The organism is Paraburkholderia sp. BR10923 (genome assembly GCF_040948765.1).
Taxonomy (GTDB): Bacteria; Pseudomonadota; Gammaproteobacteria; order Burkholderiales; family Burkholderiaceae; genus Paraburkholderia; species Paraburkholderia youngii.
In genome coordinates this window covers 18709-44574 of record NZ_JBFPKO010000018.1, presented here as the reverse complement: position 1 = coordinate 44574, position 25866 = coordinate 18709, and the positions used below count along the sequence as shown (strand labels likewise).

General features: G+C 65.2%; 23 protein-coding genes. 13 read left to right on the top strand and 10 right to left on the bottom strand.

All coding sequences use genetic code 11. The annotated features are described in order from the left end of the window. The first annotated feature begins 39 nt into the window (after positions 1-39). Positions 40-948 carry a LysR family transcriptional regulator gene (locus tag AB3X94_RS27860; RefSeq protein WP_368613276.1) on the top strand — a complete coding sequence of 303 codons (909 nt, stop codon included), beginning with the start codon at positions 40-42 and terminating at the stop codon, positions 946-948. 15 nt (positions 949-963) lie between these two features. On the opposite strand, the gene phnN is transcribed toward AB3X94_RS27860, so the two are convergent. The 3 genes from phnN to phnF are packed head-to-tail and all read right to left on the bottom strand — an operon-like array spanning position 964 to position 3031. Next, positions 964-1515 (bottom strand): phosphonate metabolism protein/1,5-bisphosphokinase (PRPP-forming) PhnN, encoded by a 552-nt coding sequence (gene phnN / locus AB3X94_RS27855; protein WP_368613275.1) that lies wholly within the window; start codon positions 1513-1515, stop codon positions 964-966. Further along, positions 1512-2276: a DUF1045 domain-containing protein gene (locus AB3X94_RS27850; protein ID WP_176107744.1), complete on the bottom strand. Its 765-nt coding sequence runs from the start codon at positions 2274-2276 to the stop codon at positions 1512-1514. Before AB3X94_RS27850 ends, phnN begins: the two co-directional genes overlap by 4 nt. Continuing rightward, the gene (gene phnF / locus AB3X94_RS27845) at positions 2273-3031 is read right to left on the bottom strand and encodes a phosphonate metabolism transcriptional regulator PhnF (RefSeq protein ID WP_368613274.1); all 759 of its coding nucleotides are present in this window, start codon (positions 3029-3031) and stop codon (positions 2273-2275) included. The genes AB3X94_RS27850 and phnF overlap by 4 nt, the downstream gene beginning before the upstream one ends. A gap of 180 nt (positions 3032-3211) precedes the next feature. Between phnF and phnG the strand changes: the two genes are divergently transcribed. The 7 genes from phnG to AB3X94_RS27810 are packed head-to-tail and all read left to right on the top strand — an operon-like array spanning position 3212 to position 9116. Then, a complete protein-coding gene (phnG, locus tag AB3X94_RS27840; protein WP_368613273.1) occupies positions 3212-3718 on the top strand; it encodes a phosphonate C-P lyase system protein PhnG in 507 nt (168 codons plus the stop codon). After that, positions 3718-4329, top strand: a complete 612-nt coding sequence (gene phnH, locus AB3X94_RS27835) for a phosphonate C-P lyase system protein PhnH (RefSeq protein ID WP_368613272.1) — start codon at positions 3718-3720, stop codon at positions 4327-4329. The genes phnG and phnH overlap by 1 nt, the downstream gene beginning before the upstream one ends. Beyond that, positions 4329-5465: a carbon-phosphorus lyase complex subunit PhnI gene (locus AB3X94_RS27830; RefSeq protein ID WP_368613271.1), complete on the top strand. Its 1137-nt coding sequence runs from the start codon at positions 4329-4331 to the stop codon at positions 5463-5465. Before phnH ends, AB3X94_RS27830 begins: the two co-directional genes overlap by 1 nt. Then, entirely contained in the window at positions 5462-6394 is a 933-nt protein-coding gene (locus AB3X94_RS27825) for an alpha-D-ribose 1-methylphosphonate 5-phosphate C-P-lyase PhnJ (protein ID WP_176107739.1), read from the top strand. Before AB3X94_RS27830 ends, AB3X94_RS27825 begins: the two co-directional genes overlap by 4 nt. Then, positions 6391-7161: a phosphonate C-P lyase system protein PhnK gene (phnK, locus tag AB3X94_RS27820; RefSeq protein WP_176107738.1), complete on the top strand. Its 771-nt coding sequence runs from the start codon at positions 6391-6393 to the stop codon at positions 7159-7161. The genes AB3X94_RS27825 and phnK overlap by 4 nt, the downstream gene beginning before the upstream one ends. 8 nt (positions 7162-7169) lie before the next feature. Continuing rightward, positions 7170-7946, top strand: a complete 777-nt coding sequence (phnL, locus tag AB3X94_RS27815; protein ID WP_176107737.1) for a phosphonate C-P lyase system protein PhnL — start codon at positions 7170-7172, stop codon at positions 7944-7946. A 36-nt stretch (positions 7947-7982) separates the two neighbouring features. Further along, the gene (locus AB3X94_RS27810) at positions 7983-9116 is read left to right on the top strand and encodes an alpha-D-ribose 1-methylphosphonate 5-triphosphate diphosphatase (protein ID WP_368613270.1); all 1134 of its coding nucleotides are present in this window, start codon (positions 7983-7985) and stop codon (positions 9114-9116) included. Positions 9117-9142: 26 nt separating this feature from the next. On the opposite strand, the gene AB3X94_RS27805 is transcribed toward AB3X94_RS27810, so the two are convergent. The 5 genes from AB3X94_RS27805 to manD all read right to left on the bottom strand — a co-directional run bounded on the left by AB3X94_RS27805 (position 9143) and on the right by manD (position 15173). Then, on the bottom strand, positions 9143-9973 hold the full coding sequence (locus tag AB3X94_RS27805) for a GntR family transcriptional regulator (RefSeq protein WP_368613269.1): 831 nt from the start codon (positions 9971-9973) through the stop codon (positions 9143-9145). A 54-nt stretch (positions 9974-10027) separates the two neighbouring features. Further along, on the bottom strand, positions 10028-11326 hold the full coding sequence (locus AB3X94_RS27800) for an MFS transporter (RefSeq protein WP_368613268.1): 1299 nt from the start codon (positions 11324-11326) through the stop codon (positions 10028-10030). A gap of 87 nt (positions 11327-11413) precedes the next feature. Beyond that, positions 11414-12460, bottom strand: coding sequence for an L-idonate 5-dehydrogenase (locus tag AB3X94_RS27795; RefSeq protein ID WP_368613267.1), 1047 nt, complete (start codon positions 12458-12460; stop codon positions 11414-11416). 32 nt (positions 12461-12492) lie between these two features. Then, a complete protein-coding gene (locus tag AB3X94_RS27790; protein WP_368613266.1) occupies positions 12493-13911 on the bottom strand; it encodes an MFS transporter in 1419 nt (472 codons plus the stop codon). A gap of 53 nt (positions 13912-13964) precedes the next feature. Further along, a complete protein-coding gene (gene manD, locus AB3X94_RS27785; protein ID WP_176107733.1) occupies positions 13965-15173 on the bottom strand; it encodes a D-mannonate dehydratase ManD in 1209 nt (402 codons plus the stop codon). A gap of 163 nt (positions 15174-15336) precedes the next feature. Between manD and AB3X94_RS27780 the strand changes: the two genes are divergently transcribed. Next, on the top strand, positions 15337-16836 hold the full coding sequence (locus AB3X94_RS27780) for a mannitol dehydrogenase family protein (RefSeq protein ID WP_368613265.1): 1500 nt from the start codon (positions 15337-15339) through the stop codon (positions 16834-16836). 30 nt (positions 16837-16866) lie between these two features. Here AB3X94_RS27780 and AB3X94_RS27775 read toward each other — a convergent pair whose 3' ends face one another. After that, positions 16867-18705: a diguanylate cyclase gene (locus tag AB3X94_RS27775; protein WP_176107731.1), complete on the bottom strand. Its 1839-nt coding sequence runs from the start codon at positions 18703-18705 to the stop codon at positions 16867-16869. Beyond that, positions 18705-19748 (bottom strand): extracellular solute-binding protein, encoded by a 1044-nt coding sequence (locus AB3X94_RS27770; protein WP_368613264.1) that lies wholly within the window; start codon positions 19746-19748, stop codon positions 18705-18707. Before AB3X94_RS27770 ends, AB3X94_RS27775 begins: the two co-directional genes overlap by 1 nt. Before the next feature lie 838 nt (positions 19749-20586). On the opposite strand from AB3X94_RS27770, the gene AB3X94_RS27765 reads away from it, so the two are divergent. The 4 genes from AB3X94_RS27765 (at position 20587) to AB3X94_RS27750 (ending at position 25858) form a co-directional block, all read left to right on the top strand. Then, a complete protein-coding gene (locus tag AB3X94_RS27765) occupies positions 20587-21369 on the top strand; it encodes an ABC transporter substrate-binding protein (protein WP_176107730.1) in 783 nt (260 codons plus the stop codon). Positions 21370-21635: 266 nt separating this feature from the next. Next, the gene (locus AB3X94_RS27760; protein ID WP_368613263.1) at positions 21636-22751 is read left to right on the top strand and encodes a succinylglutamate desuccinylase/aspartoacylase family protein; all 1116 of its coding nucleotides are present in this window, start codon (positions 21636-21638) and stop codon (positions 22749-22751) included. 329 nt (positions 22752-23080) lie between these two features. Then, the gene (locus AB3X94_RS27755; protein WP_176110543.1) at positions 23081-24262 is read left to right on the top strand and encodes a porin; all 1182 of its coding nucleotides are present in this window, start codon (positions 23081-23083) and stop codon (positions 24260-24262) included. A 303-nt stretch (positions 24263-24565) separates the two neighbouring features. Continuing rightward, positions 24566-25858, top strand: a complete 1293-nt coding sequence (locus AB3X94_RS27750; RefSeq protein WP_368613262.1) for an MFS transporter — start codon at positions 24566-24568, stop codon at positions 25856-25858. Positions 25859-25866: the final 8 nt, after the last annotated feature.

The window sequence follows — 25866 nt, the reverse complement described above, 5'->3', positions numbered from 1 at the left end:
TCACCCTGATTAACAGCTCTTATATACGGGGTTACCCTGATGAAACTGCAGCAGTTGCAGGCCTTCGTCGCCGCCGCGCATCACCGCAGCCTGCGCGCCGCCGCGCGTGAGCTCGGCGTTACGCAGCCGGCCGTCACGCATACGATTCGCGAGCTGGAAAGCGCGCTCAATGCGGAGCTGATGGTGCGCAGCGTGCGCGGCATCGAGCTGACCGCGTGCGGGCTCGCGCTGTTACCGCGCGCCGAGCAGTTGCTGGGCGACATGCGCCGCACCGTCGAGGCCGTCGAGCAGGTGAAAGGAGAACTGGCCGGCAAGGTCAGCGTCGGCACGATGCCATCGCTCGCGCTGACGGTGCTGCCGCATGCGGTGTCGAGCTTTCGCGCGAAGATGCCGCTCGTGAGTCTGCATCTGGAGGAAGTGACGGTGCCCGATGCGCTCGCGCGTTTGCGCAACGGCACACTCGATCTCGCGGCGATCCATCACGTTCAGGCATTGGATAACGATCTGGTGCAGGTGCCGCTGTACTCGACGCAGTTCGTCGTCACGATGCGCTCCGGGCATCCGCTTGCGAACGTCACGCGTCTGTCCGAGCTGCTCGACGCCGAGTGGATCGTCACGGTCGGCGCCGATCACTTCCCGCACAGCGTGATGATGGCGATGTTCAGCGCGCATGCTCTGCCGCTGCCGAAGCGGCTGCTGCGCGCGCCGTCGTCGTTTGCGGTGACGCTCGGGCTCGTATCGCAGACCGACGTGATCAGCTGCTTCACGCGGCCGCTCGCGCAGCGGGTCGCGCCGCTCGGCATTCGCGTCGCGCAGATCGAAGACGCGCTGCCGAACTACGATCTGAGCATCATCTCGCGACGCGACCTGCTGCCGACGCCGGCCGTACAGCAGTTCGTCGCGTGTTTGCGGCAGGTCACGCGGGAGCGGATGGGGGCCGTGCAATAAGGCCGCGTGACTGCGTTACGCGCTCACCTGCTCCTTGAGCACCGTGATCAACGCGTGCCCCGCTTCTTCGAGCGTGCTGGAGTTGTCGATCGTCGGGCAGCGCACGCCGGCCGGCATCGCAAACGGCGCGCGCCGCGCGAGCCGCGCCGCGACCTGCTCCGACGATTCGCGCGCCCGCGCGCCGAGCCGCGCTTCGAGAATATGCGGCGCGGCGCTCACGTGCACCACTTCCGCGCGTGGATAGCGCGCGAGCGCATGCTGCAGGTACTGCCGCGAGCCATTGACGACCACCGTGCAGCCACGCGCGAGCCACGCATCGAGTTCGATGCCGATGCCATAGCGCAGCGAATGGCTCGACCATTCGAGCGCGAACAGGCCCAGCACCGAGCGCGCGGCGAACTCCTCGACGCTCAGTGCGACATGCACTTCCCCATTGCCGCTCGGCCGCGTGATGTAACGATGCGCGAACACGACCGGCTCGCCGGCGAGCCGCGTGCGCGCGAATTGCAGCAGCGAATCCTTGCCCGCGCCAGACGGCCCCATCACATAGATCAAACGCCCGTTCATTGGCTGCTCACCTCGTCTTGCTGCTCGTCCTTGCGATCGCCGTGTCTCGCGCCGTCGCTGAAGGGCAGTGGCTGCCACAGCACGAACGGCTCGCCCGGCGCCGGCTCGACGAACAACGCGGCCTGATCGACCGCGAGCGGCCCGAGCGCGGGCGTGCGCTCACGCCACCATGCGAGCAGCGTCGCGCGCTCGTCGGGATCGGCGAGCGAACTGGACAGCGTCATATGAAAACGGAACTCGTCGAACACGTACGGATAGCCCCATTGCAGCAGCAACGCACGTTGGCGTTCGGTGAGCGGTGCGGCGAGCCGGCGCTCGAGATCGGCCGCAGACGGCCGCGCGCGCAGCCCGTCTAGCGACTCCAGCGCGTTCGACGCAAGCTCGCGAATGCGCGTCTCGCCATCTGCATCGGCCGGTCGCAATGCGACGAAGTCGCCCAACGTGGCCGCTTCCACCGGCAACGCGAACGGCTGCCGCCCTAGCGCCCACGCCCGCGCAGCCGCAAGCACGTCGTGCTGCGTGACACCGGCGCCGAGCCGGAACGGGGCGACCAGCGTGCCATGCCAGCCATAGCGGCGCGGCGAGTCGGTCAACGCGGCGAGCGGGCGCGCGAGGCCAGGCGGCTGCGGCTGCGCGCGGCGCTCGCCGCTTTGCGCATCGCGGCCGAGCCATGTCGAGCCCGCCTGCCACCACGCCGATTCACACGACGGCGCGTAGTACAGCGCAAAGCGCGCTTCGGCACTCCATGCGGGGCCGCTCACAGGTCATGCTCCACGAGCAGTTGCACGCGGTCGGCCGCAAAATGCGTGAAGCCGTATTTGACCGGCGTGCCGCGCAAATCCACGTCGACGTTCTCGACCCACAGCACCGGCTGCTGACGGTTGATGTTGAGCCGCCGGGCGACCTCCGGCTCGGGCAGCACGCTGCCGATGCGGCTCCACTTGCGCAGATAATCGTCCACGCCGAATTCGGCCAGCGCCTTCGTCGTGCCGCCGAGGCGTTGCACGACCTCCGGCAGCTCCGGAAAACGCGCGGCCGGATACCAGCTGCGCGCGAACGTAAGCGGCACGCCGTCGGACTCGTTCAGCGATTCGATCCGATAGACCGCCGCGCCCGCGCGCAGACCCAACGCCTTCGCGACGCTGGGCTCGGCTTTCACGCGCGCGCCCGAGAGCATCGTGCCGCCGGGCGAGTGATGTTGTTGACGCAGGTTCTCGGTGAAACGCGTACGGCGGCCGATCGAATAGTCGATCGCGCCGGGCTGCACGAACGTGCCGCGCCCCTGCTCCACACTGACGAGGCCGAGCGCTGCGAGGCCGAGCATCGCGCGACGCACCGTGTGACGGTTGACGTCGAAGCGCTTCGCCAGCTCACCCTCGCTCGGCAACCGCCCTTCTTCCCCAAACCCGCTTGCCGCGATCTCGGCGGCGAGAATCTGTTCGATCTGTCTCCAGACGGCCACGCCCGCGCCGCGTTCGAGCATCGTGGCCGGCGCCGCGCTGTCGTTCGATGTCATGGTGCTGTCATTCCCTTCGGTTCAAATGATCGCCATGACGTTCATTGTAGTGCGCAAGCCGTGATGGAAATATGAAACGTCCGCCGCGCACCACAGTCCAGACAACTACGCCTGTAAACGTCTAGACGTTTAGATGAATAGATGCTCCAATGTCCACTCGCTGGATCGACAGGAAATCCGATGAGCCCGAGTTCCGTTCCGCCCTCTGCGCCGTTGCCCGCCGTGTCCTCGGCGGCGCGGCGCGCCTGGATGGCCGTGCTGGCCCGCACGCCGCGCGCCGACCTCGAAGCCGCGCTGCAGCGCGCGTTCCAAGATCAACCTATCCCCGCCTATGACTGGCTGCGCCCCCCTGAAATCGGCCTCGCGATGGTGCGCGGGCGCATCGGCGGCAGCGGCGATCCGTTCAATCTCGGCGAAGCGACGGTCACGCGCGCCACGCTGCGTCTGCATGCCAGCGGCGACGCCGAGGCCACCGTCGGCGTCGCCTGTCATCTGGGACGTGACCGCCGTCGCGCCGAACTTGCCGCGCTCGCCGATGCCTTGCTGCAGATGCCTGAGCATCACGACAGCCTGCATCGTCAATTGATCGCGCCGTTCGCCGCGCAACAGAAGGCACGGCGCGCACAACAGCAGCAGGACGCCGCGGCGACGCGCGTCGAATTCTTCACGATGGTGCGAGGCGACTGATGGAACATTCACCGATTGCGTTGTCCACGCTGACGCCGGGTTTCGCGGACCCGGTCCACGCTACCCAGGCCGTGTTTCGCACACTGCTCGACGCGTTGTCGCGCCCCGGCACGATCGGCGTGATTCGTGACGTGCTGCCCGAGTTGCGCAACACGCCGGTCGAACCCGCCGCATTCGCTGCGCTGCTGACGCTCTGCGACTACGCGACACCGGTTTGGCTCGCGCAGCCTGATACCGCGCTCGCGTCGGCGTTGCGTTTTCACACCGGCGCGCCGCTCGTCGATGCGCCCGGCGACGCCGCATTCGTCTATCTGCACGACGCCGGCGCGTTGCCGTCGCTCGAAAGCTTCGCACCCGGCAGCGCCGAGTCGCCCGAACAATCGGCCACGCTGCTGATCCGCGTCGCCGCGCTGACGGGCGGCGCACCGGTCACGCTGAGCGGCCCCGGCATTCTGGAGACCCAAACGATTTCGCCGGTTGGTCTTCCCCCACGGTTCTGGCAAGAGCGCGCGATGCTCGCACCGCTGTTTCCGTGCGGCATCGACTGTTATCTGGTTTGCGGCCCGCGCGTGATCGGCCTGCCGCGCACAACTGAAGCGAAGGTGAACTGATGTACGTTGCCGTCAAAGGTGGAGAACGCGCGATCGAAGCGTCGTGGCGCCTGCTCGACAAAGCGCGCCGCGGCGATACGCAGATCGCCGAACTGAGCGTCGCGCAGATTCGCGAGCAGTTGCGGCTCGCGGTCGCGCGCGTGATGACCGAAGGTTCGGTCTACGACGAGGAGCTTGCCGCGCTCGCAATCAAGCAGGCGGCCGGCGATCTGGTCGAAGCGATCTTCCTGCTGCGCGCATATCGCACCACGTTGCCGCGCTTCGGCTATACGCGCGCCATCGATACCGAATCGATGCGGGTCGAGCGGCGCATCTCGGCAACCTTCAAGGACTTGCCCGGTGGCCAGTTGCTCGGCGCGACCTACGACTACACGCAGCGCCTGCTCGATTTCGCGTTGCTCGCCGATGGCGACGACGCGCGGCAGCACGTGACGCAAGGCAATGCGCCGGTTTCGCAAGAACCGCCCGCGCCGGAAGCGATGCCGCGCGTCGTATCGCTGCTCGACAAGGAAGGCCTGATCGAACAGGAGCGCCCGACACCGGATGGCGCGGAACCCGGCGATCTGTCGCGCGAACCGCTCGCGTTTCCAGCGAGCCGCGCGACGCGTCTGCAGAACCTCGCGCGCGGCGACGAAGGCTTTCTGCTCGCAATGGGCTATGCGACACAACGCGGCTACGCGCACTCGCATCCGTTCGCGGGCGAGATCCGTTTCGGCACGATCGCGGTCGAAATGGACCTCGACGAACTCGGCGAAGCGGTCGACATCGGCGATATCGACATCACCGAATGCCAGATGATCAACCAGTTCGCTGGCAGCAGCGCCGTGCCGCCCACCTTCACGCAGGGCTACGGGCTCGCGTTCGGCCACTCGGAGCGCAAGGCGATGGCGATGGCGCTGGTCGATCGCGCGCTGCGCGCCGAAGAACTCGGCGAGACGCTCACGTCGCCCACACAGGACATCGAATTCATGCTGTCGCATAGCGATAACGTCGAGGCGTCGGGCTTCGTGCAGCACCTGAAGCTGCCGCATTACGTCGACTTCCAGGCGGAGCTGGAACTGGTGCGGCGCTTGCGCGCGCAGCATCACGGCAACGATGAATCAGGCCACGCCACCGACAAGGAGCAAGCAGCATGAACGCGCCCGACACCGCTGTTGCAAACACCTCATACGACAGCGCCGCGCACGGCTACAACTTCGCGTACCTCGACGAGCAGACCAAACGCATGCTGCGCCGCGCGCTGCTGAAGGCAGTCGCCGTGCCGGGCTACCAGGTGCCGTTCGCATCACGAGAAATGCCTCTGCCGTATGGCTGGGGCACCGGCGGCATCCAGGTGACGGCCGCGATCATCGGCAAGACGGACACGCTGAAGGTCATCGATCAGGGCTCCGACGAAACCACCAACGCCGTCAACATTCGCCGCTTCTTCGCACGCACCACGGGTGTGGCGACCACGCGGCACACCAGCGAGGCGACGATCATCCAGACGCGGCACCGGATTCCGGAAACGCCGCTAACCGAACGCCAGATCCTCGTCTATCAGGTGCCGATGCCCGAGCCGCTGTTCCGACTCGAACCGCGCGTCGCCGAATGCAAGAAGCTGCATGCGCTCGCCGATTACGGGCTGATCAGCGTGAAGCTGTACGAGGACATCGTGCATCACGGCAGCATCGCAACCACGTACGACTACCCGGTAATCGTCAATCATCGCTATCTGACATCGCCGTCGCCGATCCCGAAGTTCGACAATCCGAAGATGCATATGAACGCCGCGCTGCAACTGTTCGGCGCGGGCCGCGAGCGCCGCATTCACGCGATCCCGCCTTATACGCCGGTGCGCAGCCTCGACTTCGACGATCATCCGTTCGAGGTGCAGAAGTGGCAGCACGCGTGCGCGTTGTGCGGATCGAAGGAAAGCTTTCTCGACGAGATGATCGTCGACGACGCCGGCACGCGCATGTTCGTGTGCTCGGATAGCGACTACTGTCACGAGCGGCGCGGCGACGGAGAGATCGAACCGCAAGCACCACTGCCCCACGCCGCGCGCGAAGGAGAATCCGCATGACGCCGCTTCTGAGCGCCCGCGCGCTCACCAAACAGTATGGCGGCCGCAACGGTTGCCGCAACGTGAGCTTCGATCTGTATCCGGGCGAGGTGCTGTGCATCGTCGGCGAATCGGGTTCGGGCAAGACCACGCTGCTCAATACGCTGGCGCTGAAGGCCGAGGCCGATAGCGGCTCGCTGCACTACGCCGCGTCGCATGGCGACCTGCTCGATCTGCGCGCGCTGTCGGAGCCGCGCCGCCGTCTGCTGATGCGCACCGAATGGGGCTTCGTGCAGCAGAATCCGCGCGACGGCCTGCGCAGCGGCGTCTCGGCCGGCGCCAACATCGGCGAGCCATTGATGGCTGTCGGCGCGCGACACTACGGCGAGATTCGCCGCACGGCCACGCAATGGATGGAGCGGGTCGAACTCGACCCAACGCGCATCGACGAATTCCCCGCCGCCTTTTCGGGCGGTATGCAGCAACGTCTGCAGATTGCGCGCAATCTCGTCACCGGTCCGCGTCTGGTGTTCATGGACGAACCGACCGCCGGTCTCGACGTGTCCGTGCAGGCGCGTCTGCTCGATCTGCTGCGCACGCTGACCTCGACGCTGCATCTGTCGGTGCTGATCGTCACGCACGATATCGGCGTCGCGCGTCTGCTCGCACATAGGCTGATGGTGATGCAGGCAGGCGAAGTCGTCGAAGCGGGTCTAACCGATCAGGTGCTCGACGATCCGCAGCACCCTTATACGCAAACGCTGGTTTCCTCGGTTCTGCCGGTTTGAGGCTCACAATGCAATCCACTGAGGTAGTAATTGACGCGGGCAGCGTGGCACGTCACGGCGAGCGCGCTTTCGCCGACAACGCGGCGCTGATGCTGCGCGCCACCGGCATCGGCAAGACTTTCACGCTGCACGGCCAGGGCGGTGTGCGAATCGACGCGCTCGCGAACGTATCGCTCGAAGTCGAGCGCGGTGAATGCGTGGTGCTGGTCGGGCCGTCGGGCGCGGGCAAAAGCACATTGCTGCGCTGTCTGTACGGCAACTATCTGGCGAGCACCGGCTCGATCGCGATTCGCGACACCAGCGATCAGGGCCGGCCCGTCACGATCACCGGTGCCGAACCGCGTGACGTGCTGCGTCTGCGACGTAGCGTGGTCGGCTATGTGAGCCAGTTTTTGCGCGTGATTCCGCGCGTGCCGACGCTCGCGCTCGTCGCCGAGCCGCTCATGCTGCACGGCGTCGCAGAACCCGAAGCAAACGCGCGCGCCGCTGAATTGCTCGCGCGGCTCAACGTGCCGGAACGTCTGTGGTCGCTCGCGCCCGCGACGTTTTCGGGTGGCGAGCAGCAGCGCGTGAACATCGCGCGAGGTTTGATCGCCGAACATCCGCTGTTGCTGCTCGACGAACCGACCGCTTCGCTCGATGCCGAAAACCGCGACGTTGTGGCCGATCTGATCGTCGAGGCGCGTGAGCGCGGCGCGGCGATCGTTGGTATCTTTCACGACGAAGAGACTCGCAACAAGGTCGCGACGCGCCGCCTGGAACTGCGGCCGCCGCTGCGGCATTAAATTGACACCAGTCCCGACTGACTACGGAGCAAGTCGATGTTGATCAGCAACGCTCGCATCGTGACGCGAGATGAAGAATTCATTGGCACCGTGCGCGTGGAAGACGGCGTGATTCGCGACGTCGAACGCGACGCGAGTTCGGCGCGCAACGCCGAAGACTGGGACGGCGATTATCTGCTGCCCGGTCTGATCGAACTGCATACGGACAATCTCGAGAAGCACCTCGTGCCGCGTCCCGGCGTCGAATGGAATACCGACGCGGCTTTCGTGATCCACGACGCGCAGGTCGCCGCGGCCGGCATCACGACGGTGTTCGACGCGCTCGCGATCGGCTCGCGCTCGAGCGTTGGGATACGTAACCGTCACGTGCAAACGCAATGCGCGGAGTCGCTGCTGCGGCTGTCCACGCGTCGGCTGCTGCGCGCCGAGCACTTTCTGCATCTGCGCTGCGAGATCGCGACCGCCGACGTGCTCGAGGTGTTCGATTCGCTGTGCGCGCATCCGCTGTTGCGGCTCGCGTCGGTGATGGACCATACACCGGGACAGCGCCAATGGCACGATCGCGAGCAATGGCGCCGCTTCCAGGAGCGCAACGGCAAGATGAGCGACGAGCGTGTCGCGAGCACGCTCGCAGAACTCGCGGTCGAACAGGAGCGTTACGCGGATGAGCATCGCCGCGAGATCGTCGCGCGGTGCCGGCGGCTCGGCATTCCGGTCGCGAGCCACGACGACACGTTGATCGAGCACGTCGAACAGGCGAAGGCCGAGGGCATCGTGCTGGCCGAATTTCCGACCACGCGCATCGCCGCGCAAGCCGCGCGCGAGCACGGCATCGCGACGATCATGGGCGCGCCGAACATCGTGCGCGGCGGCTCGCATTCGGGCAACGTGTCGGCGCTCGAACTCGCGCGCGCGGATCTGCTCGATATTCTGTCGTCGGATTACGTGCCGTCGAGCTTGCTGACCGCGGTGTTCGATCTCGTCGAAAAAGCGGGCTGGTCGCTGCCGCGCGCGATGGCAACGGTCTCGGCCGAACCGGCGCGCACCGCCGGTCTCACGGACCGCGGCGCGATCGAGCCGGGCTTGCGCGCGGATCTCGTGCGCGTGACGATGCTCGACAAGCTGCCAGTGCCGCGCGCGACTTATCGCGGCGGGGTGCGAATTGTTTGAGTGGGCTGTTTGAGCGGGCTCGAGCGTTAGGTCGACAGCGGCACACGCTCCGGCTCGTCGGCCTCGAACCAGGCGGGGTTGCGGTCGGCGATCGGGCCGAGCGACACGAGAATTTCACGCAGATGGTGGCGCATCGCGTCTTCGGCGGCGCTCGGGTCGTGCGCGCGCAGTCCCGCCAGAATTTTCGCGTGCTGCCGGATCAGCAGATCCAGCGGCGATACCTCGGGCAGGCTCAAATAGCGCACGCGGTCCATCTGCGCCTTGATGTCCTGGATCGTTTCCCACGCGGCCGTGCAGTCGATCGCCTGCGCGATCGCGTAATGGAACGCTTCGTCGAGCGCGAGAAACGCGGCCGTGTCGTTCGCTTTCGCTGCGAGTTTCTGCTCGCGCAGATTGTCCGCGAGCGCCTGCAACTGTTCGTCGGTAATCGAAACCGCCGCCTTGCGCACCACCGCGGTTTCGATCGCCTCGCGAATGAAGCGTCCTTCGCGCACCTGGCGCGGAGAGATCCGCTTCACGAAGGTGCCGCGCTGCGGCAGCACCTGCAACACGCCCGCCTCGACCAGTTTGATGAACGCCTCCCGTACAGGCTGGCGCGACACCTGAAACATGTCCGACACTTCCTTCTCCGACAGCGGCGTGCCCGGCGCCATCTGCCCGACGAAAATCGCCTCGCGCAGCGCGCGGAAAATCTGTTTGCCGATCGGCTCGTGAGAATCGAACGACAGGTTGGCGGTCAAGTCGGGCAGCGCGGCGCGCGCGCCACCTTGCGCGGCGGCGCGGCCGCGCTTGCGCGGCGTACTCGACGCGGCGGCGGGAGAAGACGGGACGTCGGCGAGATGAGTGCTGGTGGGCATTGGCGAAGCAACGGATAGCGGCGGATCGGAAGCGGATAAAAGCGTCGCACCATACTACCATGCGCGCTCGACCGCCAAAGTGCCCGTGCGTGGCTCACGCACCCACAACAGCGAACAAACGGCGCCAAGCACCGCAATCGCGCCCGCCAACACGAACGCGCTTCCGTACGCCCCATGCGTCGCCTCGACGATAAAGCCCGTCACCGCCGGCCCGATTATGCCGGCCAGGTTCGCCAGCAGATGCACGAAGCCGCCGACGCCGCCCACGTGTTCACGCGGCACGGTGTCCTGAATCACGGCCCAATATACGGCGCCCGTCGCATACAGGAAAAAGATCGACACCGACATCAGCGCGACCGCACCCTCCATGCTGGCGACGCGCCCGGCCAAGGCCACGCAGACCGCCGCCGCGCCGAGACAGGTGCCGAGCACGAGCTTGCGTGACAACAGCGGCTTGCCGGTGATGCGCAGAATCAGGTCCGAGATGAAGCCGCCGGCCGCGAGACCGATGCTGCCGAGTAGCCAGGGAATCACGGTCGCGATGCTCATGTCGTGCAAGCTCAGGTGATGCGCCTCGGTCAGATAGCTCGGGAACCACGACAGAAAAAAGAACAGCACGTAGTTGTATGAGAAGAACGCGAACGCGGTCGCGAGAATGATCGGCTTGCGCAGGAAATGGCCGATCCCCGGCTTGCCCTGCTCGCTGCCGTCCGCTTGTGCCAATGCTGGCTCGACCGCCTGGCCGGCGCGGATCAGGTCGAGTTCGGCCGGTGTGATGCGAGTCTGCTCGTGCGGATGCTCGGTCGTCGTCAGCGACCACAGCACGAGCCACGCGAGCCCGAACAGCATGATCGCGACGAATGCCCAGCGCCAGCCGAACTGCACGGCCATGAAACCGACCACAGGGCCTGCCAGCGCGCCGCCTAGCGGCGTGCCCGAACTGATCACGCCGATTGCGCTCGCCACCTCGCGGCGCGGGAACCAGTTGTTGACCATCTTGCTCGTCGACGAACTGAACGGCCCTTCTCCCATGCCGAACAGCACCCGCAGCACGATCAGCGAACCGATGCCGCTCGCGAGCGCGGTTGCGCCGCAGAACACCGACCACACGCCCATCGCCGTGCCGAACACGCGTTTCGCGCCGACCTTGTCGGACGCGAGACCGCCGACGAAATTGAACAGCGCATAACCGATGAAGAAGCTGCTGAACACGACGCCCATCTGCGCGTGCGAAAAATTGAGGTCCTTCTGGATCAACGGCGCGGCGATCGACAGCGCCGCGCGATCCAGATAGTTGATGACGCCCGCCAGAAACAGCAGCGCGACGACGAACCAGCGTTGACTTTTGATCATCGGATGTCTCCTTCCGGGGCGCCTCTTGATGGGCGCTCGGCGTTGCTTCCGGGTTTGGGTTTGGTTTGCGTTGGCGGATGACGCTCTTTAATCGAACGTCAGGTGGACCTTCATCGACTGCGAGCGGTCCAGCGCTACTTCGAACGCATGGTTCGCGTCGCGCATCGCGAACGCGTGTGTCATCAGCGGACGCAGGTCGAGCTTGCCGGCGGCGATTTCATCAGCGGCCACCGCGTATTCGTCGGTGAAGCGGAACGAGCCGCGATAGCACAGCTCTTTCGCCATCACGAGATTCGCCGCGACCGGCGACTGCCCCGCGGGCAGATTGCCGACCTGAATCACCGTGCCGCCCGCGCGCGCCGAACGCAACGCGGTGTCGAGCCCCGCGGGACTGCCCGATGCTTCGATGACGACATCGAACGTGCCGCGCCTGTCGGACCACGCGGCGATCGTCGCGGTATCGGCGGCATTCACGGTTTGATCCGCGCCGAGTTGCCGCGCGACCTGTAGCGCGCGCTCCGACAGATCGACCGCGATCACGCGATGCGCGCCCGCGCGCCGCGCCACGCTGAGCAGAATGCAGCCGATCGGACCGCAGCCGACCAGCAGCACGCGCGCGCCGACCAGCGAGCCCGCCTGCTTCACCGCATGCAACGCGACGGCGAGCGGTTCGGCCATCGACGCCTGCGCGAAATCGACGCCGTCCGACACCGGCACGCATTGCCGTGCCGCCACGACGATGTACTGGCGGAACATGCCCTGGGAATGCGGAAACGTCGACGCACTGCCCATGAAGCGCATGTTCAGGCAATGATTGGGCATCCCGGCGGTGCAGAAGCGGCAGGTACCGCACGCGAGACCCGGATTGACGGCGACGCGTTGCCCGCGCGCCAGCCCCTGCTCCGCGCCGACGCCCTCGCCGGGCAGGTCGATTTCGCCGGCCACTTCGTGACCGAGCACGAACGGCTCGCGCACCGCGAAGTCACCGCTCTTGCCTTTGAAGTAGTACGACAGATCCGAGCCGCAGATGCCGCCCGCGCGCACCCGAACCCGCACCTGCCCCGGACCGGGTTCGGGTGGCTCGAGTTCGTCGATGCGGATCAGTTTCGGTTCGTGAAGTACGGCTGCAAGCATGATGGACTCCGGGGTTGGCGTCGCGTGCGCGTTCAACGGCGCGCAAGCGAAGAAGACTGCGATGACGTTGCGAAGGCGGCCGCCGTGTCATGTGCGGTGTCAGCGACGGTGGCGCCGCCCCAGTCGTGAAGATCGCCACCGCGCCGCCGCGGGGCGGTCTCCGGCAACGCGAACAGCGACACGGCCGATACGAGGCCGAGCACGACCACATAGAGGATCAGCGCGAGCGAGTTGCCGTGCGTCGCCTGAATCAGCTTGACCGCGACGAGGCCGAGCACGCCGCTGCCGAGCAGCGAGCCGATCTGCCAGATCAGCGCGATGCCGCTGCAACGCACGCGCGCCGGAAACAGCTCGGGGAACAGCGCGGCTTGCGGCGCATAGCAGAGGCTGTGGCCGACGCTGATCGCGAGGATCATCACGAACTGCATCGCGCCGCGCTGGCCGCTGTCGACCGCGAGAAAGAACGGCACCGCGAGCGCCACATGCCACAGCGCCCCGGCGATAAACGTCGCGCGCCGGCCGATGCGATCGGACAAGGCGCCCGCGAGTGGAATGGTCACGAGTTCGAGCGCCACCGCGACGATCACCGTTTGCAGCAACATGCCCTGTGCGATGCCGTGTGCCTTGCCGTATGCGAGCACGATCATCGTGTACATCGCGAACGTGCAGGCCTCGATCAGCTTCGCGCCGACGCCCTTCACGATAGTCGGGCCGAACTGCCTGAGCACCTCGACGACGGGCCGCGACGCGACCGCCTTGGTGCGCTGAATCGTCGCGAAGATCGGCGATTCCTCGGTACGCAGGCGGATATACAGGCCGAGCGCAACCAGCAACGCGCTCGCCAGAAACGGAATACGCCAGCCCCAGTCGAGCAGTTGCGCGGGCGTCAACGTCGCCGACAACAACGCGAACAGGCCGGACGGAATCAGAAAGCCGGCGGGTGCGCCGAGTTGCACGAGACTCGCAAAGAAACCGCGCTGCACGGGCGGCGCATATTCGGCGGTAAGCAGCACCGCGCCGGCCTGCTCGCCGCCCACGCCGAAGCCTTGCAACACGCGGATCACGATCAGCGCGACCGGCGCCCACACGCCGATGGTTTCGTAGTCGGGCAGCAAGCCGATCACGAAGGTGCCGAGGCCGACGATCAGGATCGTCACGATCAGCGCTTTCTTGCGGCCGACGCGATCGCCGAAATGACCGAACACGATGCCGCCGAGCGGCCGCGCAAGAAAGCCGACCGCATAGGTTGCGAAAGCGGCGAGCGTGCCGATCAGCGGATCGGAAGCCGGGAAGAACTTCTGGCCGAACACCAGCACGGCCGCCGTGCCGTAGACGAAGAAGTCATAGTATTCCGCGGCAGTGCCGATGGTCGACGCGAAGGCCACGCGGCGCAGCATCGCGGTGCTGGCTGGCGCGTTGCCCTGGTTGCCCTGAGGGCGCGTTGTGTTCAAGGCTGTCTCCGTGATGCTGTATTAGTGAGCGGGAACGTTGGGCGTCTGGACGCTCACCAGTTCCACAACGTGCCGTCTTCGAGACGCGCGACCGGCAGGTAAGCGGGATCGTACGGATAACGCGCGGCCGCCGCTTCGTCGATGTCGACGCCATGGCCCGGCGCTTCACCGGGATGCATCATGCCTTTGTCGAAGCTCCACGCATGCGGGAACACGTCGAGCGCTTCGGCCGGAAAGCCCATGTATTCCTGAACCCCGAAATTCGGCACCCACAGATCGAAATGCAGCGCGGCACCCATGCAGACCGGCGACAGATCCGACGGACCATGACAGCCCGTTCTCACCTGGTAGAGCGAAGCAAAATCCGCGATACGTCGCAGATGCGTAATGCCGCCCGCGTGCGTAAGCGTGGCGCGGATATAGTCGATCAACTGTTCTTCAATCAGCTGCTTGCAGTCCCAGATGCTGTTGAACACCTCACCGACCGCAATCGGCGTGACGGTGTGCTCGCGAATCAGCCTGAAACCGGCCTGGTTTTCCGCGGGCGTCGGGTCTTCCATCCAGAACAGCCGATACGGTTCGACGGCTTTGCCGAGCCGCGCCGCTTCGATCGGCGTCAAACGGTGGTGCACGTCGTGCAGCAGATGCGTGTCGAAACCGAAGCGCTCGCGCACGGCCTCGAACAGTTTCGGCACGAAGTCCAGATACTTTTCCGACGACCAGCTCTGCTCCTCCACCGCGCCCTTGGTGGCGGGCTCGTACATGCCGTTGCCTTTGGCGACGCCATACACCGAGCGCATATTGGGCACGCCGCATTGAATGCGGATGGCCTGGTAGCCGGCCTCGATATGTTCGGCGTAACGGTCGAGCGCCTCGGGAATATCGCGGCCCGTCGCATGGCCGTACACCATCACGCCTTCGCGCGATGCGCCGCCGAGCAGCTTGTAAAGCGGCATGCCGGTTACCTTGCCGAGGATGTCCCACAACGCCATGTCGACCGCGGCGATCGCCGTCATCGTGACGGGACCGCGCCGCCAGTACGCGCCTTTGTAGAGGAATTGCCAGGTGTCTTCGATACGCGCGGGATCGCGGCCGATCAGCAGCGGGCACACGTGGTCCTTCAGATACGACGCGACCGCCAGTTCGCGGCCGTTCAGCGTGGCATCGCCGATGCCGTGTACGCCCTCGTCGGTGACGATTTTCAGCGTGACGAAATTGCGGCCCGGGCACGTGACGATGACGTCGGCGCGAACGATTTTCATGAATGGGTCCTGGCAGAAAACGGGGAACCGCGACGACGGACGAAGCCGACATGGCGGCATAAAAACACTGGTCAGCCTGTCTCAAGCTGTTGGATCGATGCTACCATACAAGTATAGCTAATCGTCAAATCAGGGTTTCCCCGCCCCACCAGGACCATTTCCGATGACCGCCGCGACCACCGCCTTGCCGCCAAACCGCCTGTCCCGTGATGCACTGCCCACACTGCAAGCCCATCTGCTGTCGCCGCAATGGCGCGAGCCGCGCATCGGCATCGTGCATCTGGGGATCGGCAATTTTCATCGCGCGCATCAGGCGCTCTATACCGAAGAAGCGATGCTGGCCGCCGGCGGCGACTGGGGCATTTGCGGCGTGACACTGCAAGGCGACGTCGGCAAACGCGACGCGTTGATGGAACAACAGGGGTTGTACAGTCTCGTCGAACGCGGGCCCGACGGTGCGAAGGTGACGGTCATCCGCGCGCTGCGCGAAGTGCTGGCGATGCCCGCCGACGCCAGCGCGTTATTCGCGCGTCTCGCGGACCCCGTGGTGCGGATCGTCTCGCTGACCGTCACCGAAAAAGGCTATTGCCGCGATCCGAAGACCGGCGAAGTCGATCTCGACGACCCCGCGATCCAGCGCGATCTCGCTGACCCGCTCGCGCCGCGCACGGTGCCGGGCATCCTCGCCGCGGCATTGCGCGCGCGGCGCGACGCCACGAACGGACAGCCCTTCACGGTGCTGTCGTGCGACAACCTCTCGCACAACGGCGCAGCGCTGCGTCAGGTGGTGTGCTCGTTCGCCCGGCAACTCGACGCCGCGCTCGCCGACTGGATCGCGGCCGAAGTTGCGTTTCCATCGACGATGGTCGATCGCATCGTCCCCGCCACCACCGACGCCGAACGCATCACCGCAGCCAAACAGCTCGGCTACCGCGACGCCGGGCCGGTGCCATGCGAACCGTTCAGGCAATGGGTGATCGAAGATCGCTTTGCGCAGGGACGTCCCGCGTGGGATGCGGTCGGCGCACAACTCGTCGACGATGTGATGCCGTTCGAGCTCGCGAAGCTGCGCATGCTGAACGGTACGCATTCGACGCTCGCGTACCTGTCGATGCTCGCCGGCTTCGACACGATCGACGCGGCGATCGCCGAGCCCGCGCTGCGCCATCTGATTCACGCGATGATGACCGACGAAATCGCGCCGACGCTGAGGGTGCCCGCATCGTTCGACCTTGCCGGCTATCGCGACGCCTTGCTCGCGCGTTACGCGAACCCGGCGCTCAAGCACCGTTGCGCACAGATCGCGATGGACGGCAGCCAGAAGCTGCCGCCGCGATTGCTCGCAACCATCGCGGCGCGCATCGACGCGGGCCAACCGTATCGTCGGCTCGCACTCGCCGTCGCTGCGTGGATGACGTTCCTGCGCGGCCACGCGGATGACGGCACGCGCTACGCAATCAACGACCCGCTCGCGGAAAGGCTGACGACGCTGGCGGCGTCCGCGCAAGGCGACCCGCAGGCGTTGATGAACGCGCTACTCGGCGTACGCGAAGTGTTCGATGCGAAGCTCGCGAATCATGCGGCATTCAGAACGACGCTCGACGACGCATTGCGTTTGTTGCAGCAAAAAGGCGCACGCGGCGCAATCGCGGCGTGGCAATAGAAAACGCTCGGCGGCGCGGATCAAGCCGCGTCACGCGGTGGGCTCCTCCTCGCGCCCCTCGGTCGCATCGCGCGCGGCGTGCGCCTGGGCGAGTTGCGCGTGGGCAAGCCGCGCCTGCTCGGCCTGTTCGTGGAGCCGCATGGCGAGCAGATCCTGATAGCGCAGATACGCGCAACGGCCACCCGATTTCGCCGCATACATCGCCGCATCGGCGTTCAGCAGCAGTTCCTCGGCATTGCCGCTGTCGTGCGGAAACTCGCTGATGCCAATGCTCGCGCCGACCGTCATGCTATTGCCGTCGACGCTCAGCGTTTCGTTCAGCGCATCCATGATGCGCTCGGCGATTTCGGGCGTGACCTCCGCCGCGCGCTGCCCTTCGATCAGCACGATGAATTCGTCGCCGCCGAGCCGCGCGACGACGTCCCCGGCGCACAGTACCTCCTTCAGACGGCGCGCGACCGCGACCAGCACCTTGTCGCCAACGGAGTGACCGAACTGATCGTTGATCTGCTTGAAGCGGTCGAGGTCGACGAACAGCACCGCGAGGCCTTCGCGGCGGAAGCTTGCCTCCTCGATCGCGTTCTCGAGCTTCTGCATGAACAGCATACGGTTCGGCAAGCCGGTCAGCACGTCGTGCGAGGCCAGATGCACGAGCTCGCTCTGCTTGCTGTGCAGCGCATCCATCTGCGCGCGGATTTCACGGCGCAAACGCTCGAAGCAGCGCGCGAGCACGCCGATTTCGTCGGTGCGTTTGAGCGGCAAGGTGTGCATCGCGTGCTCGGCGAACAGATGCGTCGCCGCATGCGCGAGCTGATGAAGCGGCTTGGTCAGCGCTCGCGCGAACAGAATGGCCAGCAGTACCGACAAAGCGCTGAACACCAGCACCATGCGAATGATCCGCGTGCCGAGCTGATTCGCGCCGCTCAACACGTCCTCGAGCGGCTTCGCGAGACCGAGCACGATGAAGCGATTGCCTTCCGAATCGCCGAACGGCCGCCGCACGAACGCGAGCACCCGCCCGTGCGCGTCATCGGGCCGCGCAAGACCGTTGACGAGCACTTCGCTGCGCCGCTGCTCGAACAGCTGCTTCGTGACCGGGAAGCTGTCCTGCATCAGGACGCGCCGGCCGCGGTCGAAACCGAAGGTCTTCGACGCGTCGGGATGAACCAGGAAGTCGCCCCACTCGTTCGCCAGATAGACCTGGTAGTCGCTCGGCAGATCGCTCTGCAAACGCCGCAGCATGCCGGCCAGATCGACGTCGAGCACGACGACGCCGACCACCGTGCCGCGCGCATCCGCGATCGGCGTGCCGAGACGCAGCGTCGGCCTGCCTTGCGCCGCATGCGTGCCGTATTCGTGATTGATCGAAATCGGCGAGGTGTAGATGCGTCCCGGCGAAAACGCGAGCGTTTCGAATACGTAGGGAAACTGAGCTTTTTCCTGCAGATCGCCACCCTGTACACGCACGAGGCCGTCGCTGTCGCGATCGAAACGGATCAGCTCGAGCCCGTGATGCTGCCGCGTGATCAGCCGCACCTGCAGATACTCCGGGTGGTGCAGCATGAAGCTCGAATACACCTGCGCGAGCCGCTCGCGGCCGAGGTTCGGGCCGATGCCGTCGTCGGTCTGCGTGACGCTCACCGATGACGGCATCGTCGCCAGCACCAGCGCGTCCGCCGCGACGTCGTCGATCGATACGGCGATGCGCTGGCCGAGCAGCTCCGTCGAAGTCTGCAGGCTGCGCTCCGCTTCGTTGACCAGCATCGTGCAATTCGCGCGATACGCGTAATAGCCGGTCGCGCCCGACGCCAGCACGCCGATGCACGCGAGCAGCACGGACAGCTTGAAGGTCAGGCCGCGATGCAGCATCAGAAGCGCTCCGAACGGTCGCCCGACACGATGCGCGTCCACAATTGCTCGCGGCGGTCGATATCCTCGACCGGACTGATCCAGACGATGTGCGCGTTGGGGTTGCCTTCGGCCGGCTCGGTCAGCGTATTCGCGAGCCCCTGGCGCTGTGTCAGCAGCGCGCTCACGCTCGGCTCGAGCATGTAGTTGATCCACGCGAGCGCGAGCGGCTGGTCGCTCGCCGCGCGCGTCATCGACCAGCAGTCGAGCCACGCGAGCGCGCCTTCGTCCGGAATCACATAGCCGACGTCGGCGCCCGCGCGCCGCAGCAACTGCACCTGCTGCGTGCCGTAATTGCCGAACATCAGTGCGACCTTGTGCTGGATGAAGAACGCGGTCGCCTCCTCGGGCAGCGTGTAGTAGGTCAGCAGATTGCGGCGCAGCTCGACGAGCTTGTGCGCGATCGTGCGCATCTGCGCGGGGTCCAGTTGAAACGGATGCGGATAGCCGAGCGCGAGCGCGGTGAACGAGAAGTTGTGCTGCGCGCTATTGAAGTCGAGCACCTTGCCACGATAGCGCGGGTTCCACAGTTCGAGCATCGAATGCGGCGCCACCGGAATCTGCTTGCGATCGTAGATGAGGCCCATCGACGAATAGGTGAACGGAATCGCGTAGACCTTGCCCGCCGACGTCAGGCCGCCGATCGAGCCGAGCGCCTGGAAACGCGGCAACTGCTTCTTCGTATTGGGCAGACTCGCGAGATCGAGCGGCGCAAGCAGATTAGCCTGCGCATAACGGCGAATTTCGGCTGTGTTGGCGGCGAGTACGTCGAAAGGCGGCTCGCCCTTGCTATGCATCTGCGCCCACAGCGCCTCGTCGGAATCGACCAGCGTAACCTCGACCTTCGCGCCGTAGCGCGCTTCGAACGCCTTGACGACATCCGGGTCCGCGTAGCCGGGCCATGCGAGTACGTGCAGCACCTTGTCGGCAGCCGCGGCTGGCGTGGCCACGGCGAAACTCGCGCACAGCAGTACGCCTGTCAGAACGCGCAACGCGCGGGGCAAAACGTCGCACCGAAATCCCGATACGCCAATCGATGTAAATCCCGATGTAATTCTCGACAAAAAGCCGATAAAAAAACGGCGCTGCAATAATGCCGCGCGAACCCACGCGCCGACGCTCGCGATTTGTCGCTTAAAAGTCGGTTTACAACAGCCTGTTTGATCCGCCGTGAACGACATCGTGCGCATGAATAAACACCGTTGAGCAGAAAGGCCTTTTGATCTAGCGCAAATGCACGGCATTTGAATCTTGACGGCTGTTCGACGATTTGCTTCGGTGCGATCCGCGCCCGCGCGGGCGGTCGGCGTCCTACGCATGGAGCATCGATGATAGCGCCAAAAGCCGTGGTTTTCGCACAGGTTCGAAACGGCCGCGCAAAAATATCGGCGCTGGTAATACCGTGTAAGCCAATGGTCTCGAGGCCGCTGTTAATTAACGGCAAATTCGGCCACGAGCTTTAACGATATCCACGTTTCAAACCTGCGTTTCGAACCGCTTTTCGGCGAATTCGCAAAGAATGCCTCCGCATATTCCGGTCGATCACGCTCGCCGGCTCACCGTATTACCCCTCGTGCATTACACCCGTGTTACGCAAACACCACCAACAGTGTACGATCCGGTCACATCGGCTTGGGCGCACGCGTCGCTCCAGAGGGCCTCCTCCTGCGCCATCCGGTGTTTTACTAGCTTCCCAATATTTTTGAACTGATAAGCTTGGCGCGCGTTGCAGGCCACCCCGGCTTGCATCCTGACCAGAAGCCCGTTTGCGAGTCGCGCCGGGCGTCCCAAGGCGGCACAACCGTCGAGGGCGAAATTGAACTACACCCAGGAGTAAAAACAGTGAAAAAACTGCTAGCGGCTTTGACGGTTGCCTTGATTGCCACCGTCTCCATTGGCGCACACGCTAAAGATTGGTCGACGATCCGTTTTGGCGTTGATGCCAGCTATCCCCCGTTCGAGTCGAAAGGCGCAGACGGCAAGCTCGTTGGCTTCGATATCGACCTCGGCAACGAAATCTGCAAGCGCGTCGGTGCGAAGTGCGTGTGGGTGGAAAACGACTTCGACGGCATGATCCCGGCACTGAAGGCGAAGAAGTTCGACGGCGTGCTGTCGTCGATGTCGATGACGCCGCAACGCGCCGAACAGATCGCCTTCTCGTCGAAGCTGTTCAACACGCCGACGCGCCTCGTCGCGAAGCAGGGCTCGGGCATCCTGCCGACCGCTGAATCGCTGAAGGGCAAGACGGTGGGCGTCGAACAGGGCACGATCCAGGAAACCTACGCGAAGACGTACTGGGAACCGGCGGGCGCGAAAGTCGTGCCGTATCAGAACCAGGACCAGGTCTACGCCGACCTGATCTCGGGCCGTCTGGACGCAGCGCTGCAGGACGCGGTGCAGGCTGACCAGGGCTTCCTGAAGACGCCGCGCGGCAAGGGCTTCGTGTTCGTCGGTCAGGACCTCAACGATCCGAAGATCCTCGGCAGCGGCGCCGGCATCGGCATGCGCAAGGAAGACACCGATCTGAAGGCGAAGGTCGACAAGGCGATCGCCGACATGATCAAGGACGGCACCTACAAGAAGATCGAGAAGAAGTACTTCGACTTCGACGTGTACGGCAGCTAAATCGCCGACGCGCGCCGCACGGCGCGCCGGCAGCTTGTCCGAAACGGGCTCCGCGATGCGGAGCCCGTTTTGTTTTGCGGCTCCACATCCAGCCACATGAAGCCACATCGTGGGGCATATCGGCTAAGATCGTGCAACGCGCGGTCGCCGGGAGACGGGTGGCCGCAGTTCGCGCACGCGGACCTCGCGCGCAGCCGGCGCGCACCTTTCCCCTTGCAATCAACAACCTAGCGCGGCCGCTACGAACGGGCCGCGAAGTCAAAACCATGCAAACCCAGACCCATCCGCTGATTGCCCCGTCGCTTGGCACCGCCCGTGAACTGACGAGTTTCCACTACGGTCCCGGCGGCGGACAGAAAATCTATATCCAGTCGTCGCTGCACGCGGACGAGCTGCCCGGCATGCTGGTGTCGTGGTCGCTGCGCCGCAAGCTGGCCGCGCTCGAGGCCGCGGGCAAGCTGCGCGGCGAAGTCGTGGTGGTGCCGGTGCCGAACCCGATCGGCCTGAACCAGCATCTGCTCGGCCAGATGCTCGGGCGCTTCGAAACCGGCAGCGCGCAGAACTTCAACCGCAACTTCTACGACCTCGCGGAACTCGTGCTGCCGACCATCGAGTCGCGTCTGACCGGCGACATAGATGAGAACCGCGCCGCCATTCGCGCGGCGATGCGCGAAGCGCTCGACGCGCAGAAGCCGACCACCGAACTCGGCTCGCAACGCCTCGCGCTGCAAAAGCTCTCGTACGACGCCGACGTCGTGCTCGATCTGCATTGCGACTGGGAAGCCGCGATGCACCTGTATACCAATCCGGACTTGTGGCCCGAAGTCGAACCGCTCGCGCGCTACATCGATGCGAAGGCGTCGCTGCTCGCGCTGAACTCGGTCGGCAATCCGTTCGACGAGATCCACAGCTTCTGCTGGTCGGATCTGCGCGGCCGTTTCGGCGAGCGCTTCCCGATCCCGAACGGCGGCATCTCGGTCACGATCGAACTGCGCGGCCAGCGCGACGTGTCGTACGAGTACGCGGAAAAAGACGCGCAGGCGATCATCGAATATCTGACCCTGCGCGGCGTGGTGGACGGCGAACCGGCGCCGCTGCCGCCGCTCGAGTTCGCGGCGACGCCGCTCGCGGGCGCCGAGCCGCTCGTCGCGCCGATCAGCGGCGTGCTCGTGTATCGCTGCGAGGTCGGCACGTGGGTCGACGTGGGCCAGGAAATCGCCGACATCATCGATCCGTTGACGGACCGCGTCGTCACGATCAAGAACACCGTGGCCGGCGTGCTGTACGCGCGGCATCTGGCGCGTTTTGCGACGGCCGGCCTCGAATTCGCGCGCATCGCCGGCGTGACGCCGTTCCGCAGCGGCTCGTTGCTGAGCAACTGACGCCACAGCCGCTGCGACCGCCGATGCCGTCGCAGCCGGCCATGTAACTAAATTTTCATGCAGCAGCCGAAGTGACCGATCGCCCGCCGCCTGGCGGGCGATCCGCTGCCGCACGCCCCGCTTCGCTCCAGGGTCAATCGACCCGCCCCGCCACCGACACACCCGCCCCCGGTGCCCACGCAAAGTGTCGCGCCGACACGACACCGTGGAAAAAATTTTTTCCTGTCACATACCTTACTCAGCGTTCCCTTAAATTGCCGGCCATCGCGCGACGTTGCCGCAGAGCAGCGCGTCGCGATCGCCAAAATTCGCTAACTCGGAGAAGTATGTTGAACAAGAAAATCCTGACCGCCGCTACGTTTGCCGTCTTCGCCTCCGCCGCTCACGCACAAAGCAGCGTCACGCTGTACGGCCTGATCGATGCCGGTATCAGCTACGTGAACAACTCGAAAACGTCCACCGGCCATAGCAGCCTGACCAAGTACGACGACGGCGTCGCGCAAGGCAGCCGTTGGGGTCTGCGTGGCACGGAAGACCTCGGCAACGGCCTGAAGGCACTGTTCGTGTTGGAAAACGGCTTCAACAGCGGTAACGGCACCGCCGGCCAGGGCGGCGCGATGTTCGGTCGCCAGGCCTATGTCGGTGTGTCGCAGAACAACATCGGCTCGCTGACGTTCGGCCGCCAGTACTCGTTCTCGACCGACTACCTCGGCTCGAACTACTCGACCGGCGGCCTGACCGTCGCGGGCAACTACGCTTACCACATCAACGACGTCGACCAGCTCACCTCGAGCCGTATCAACAACTCGGTCAAGTTCAGCAGCGCGAATTTCTCGGGCCTGACCTTCGGCGCGATGTACGGCTTTTCGAACACGGCAGGCGGCTTTGCCGGCACGCCGGGTACGGGCACGTCGGCTGCACCGGTTGCGGGTTCGTCGCGCGCTTACAGCTTCGGCGCGAACTATGCGAACGGCCCGTTCGGTATCGGCGCAGCGTACACGGATATCCGTTACCCGGGCCAGGCATCGCCGGCCTTCTCGACTTCACTGGCTAACGTGAGCTTCCCGACGCTCGGCACCGGCCAGATCCAGGATCTGCGCTCGTTCGGCGTTGGCGGCCGCTACGCATTCGGTCCGGCGACGCTGTGGGCCCTGTACACCAACACGCGCCTCGCCCCGATCTCGGGTGGCTCGACCACGTTCGCAGCCTACGAAGCGGGCGCGAAGTACGCGGTCACGCCGGCTATCACGGCAGGCGCGGGCTACACGTACATGCACCTGAGCGGCGCGAACGTCGGTCACTGGAACCAGGTTAACCTGAGCGGCGACTACGCGCTGTCGAAGCGCACGGACGTCTACGTGCTGGGCATCTATCAGATCGCATCGGGCCACAACGCCGCAAGTGGCGACCTGCAGGCACAGATCGGTTCGAGCACGAGCTACTTCAACACGTCGGGCGTCGGCGCCGACAACCAGCTCGCGTTCCGCGTCGGTATGCGTCACAAGTTCTAAGCAGACGGTTCGCGGTGGGGAACACCTGTTCCCTGCCAGGCTGAATCGATTGGAAAGCGCCCTACGGGGCGCTTTTTCTTTTCTGCGGCGCGAAATCGCTCAAGCAACGCCGGATTCCCGATGCGCCCGTCAGGAATTCGACGCGGGCTGCGCTTTGCCGTTTCGACAACGATATCTGCCAAATATTGTAATTGTCTATAAATATCGGCCCCCCCAACATCGGGTCACACGCTTCGATCCCGCGCCCGCGCCGCTCACGCGACACTGCCGGCGCACCTCCCAATGCCGCCCGAGGACTTCGACATGAGCATGGACTCCGCCACCACCGCCGACGCGCTCGCGCGGCACACCTCGCGCTCGAGCGTATCGCGGCTGATTCTCGCGACCTCGATCGGCAACGCGCTGGAGTTCTACGATCTGGTCGTGTACGGCTACTTCGCGGCCGTGCTGTCGCGTACGTTTTTTCCGGTGCACGACCGCACTGTGTCACTGCTGCTTACGCTCGGCACCTTCGCGCTGTCGTATCTCGCGCGACCGATCGGCGCGCTCGCACTCGGCTCGTTCAGCGACCGCAAAGGCCGCAAGGCATCGCTGACGCTATCGATTGCAATGATGACGCTCGGCACCGGCATGATCGCGCTGATGCCGTCGTATGCGGCGATCGGCGTGCTCGCGCCGATCGGCGTATTCGCGTCGCGGCTGTTGCAGGGCTTCTCGGCGGGCGGCGAGTTCGGCAGCTCGACCGCGTTTCTGATCGAACATGCGCCCGAGCGCAAGGGCTTCATGGCGAGCTGGCAGTTCTCGAGCCAGGGCGCGAGCACGCTGCTCGCGTCGCTGTTCGGCGCGGTGTTGACAAGCACGCTGAGCACCGCGCAACTCGAAGGCTGGGGCTGGCGCATTCCATTCCTGTTCGGTCTCCTGATCGGTCCGGTCGGGCTGTACATTCGCCGCCGCATCGACGAAACGCCGGAATTCGAGCGCGCGGAGAAATCCGCCGCGCCGGTGCGCGAACTGCTCGCGACGCAAAAGGAACAGGTGCTCGTGTCGATCGGCGCGCTCGTGCTGACCACCACGGCCAACTACATGCTGCTCTACATGCCGACCTATGCGGCGCGGCAACTCGGGCTCGCGCCGTCGTCGGGCTTCATCGCGACGCTCGCGGCCGGTCTGATCATGATGGTGCTCACGCCGATCGTCGGTCATCTGTCCGACAAGGTGGGCCGCGTGCGCATCATGCTCTGCGCCGGTGCGCTGTTCTTCGCGACCGTCTATCCGGCCTTCATGCTGATGAACGCGCATCCGTCGCTCGGCTCGTTGCTGGCCGCGGTCACGTGGGTCGCGATGCTGAAGGCGACCTACTTCGCGCCGATTCCGGCCATGATGTCCGAGCTGTTCCCGACCCGCACGCGAACGACCGGCATGGCGTTCGGCTACAACATCGGCACCACCGTGTTCGGCGGCTTCACGCCGCTCGCGGTCGCCGCGCTGATCGCGGCAACCGGCAATAACCTCGCACCCGGCCTCTATCTGATGCTCGCGGCCGTGCTCAGCCTTTTTACCGTGATATGGGCACGCGTGCGACTGCACGCACGCTGAGTCGCTGC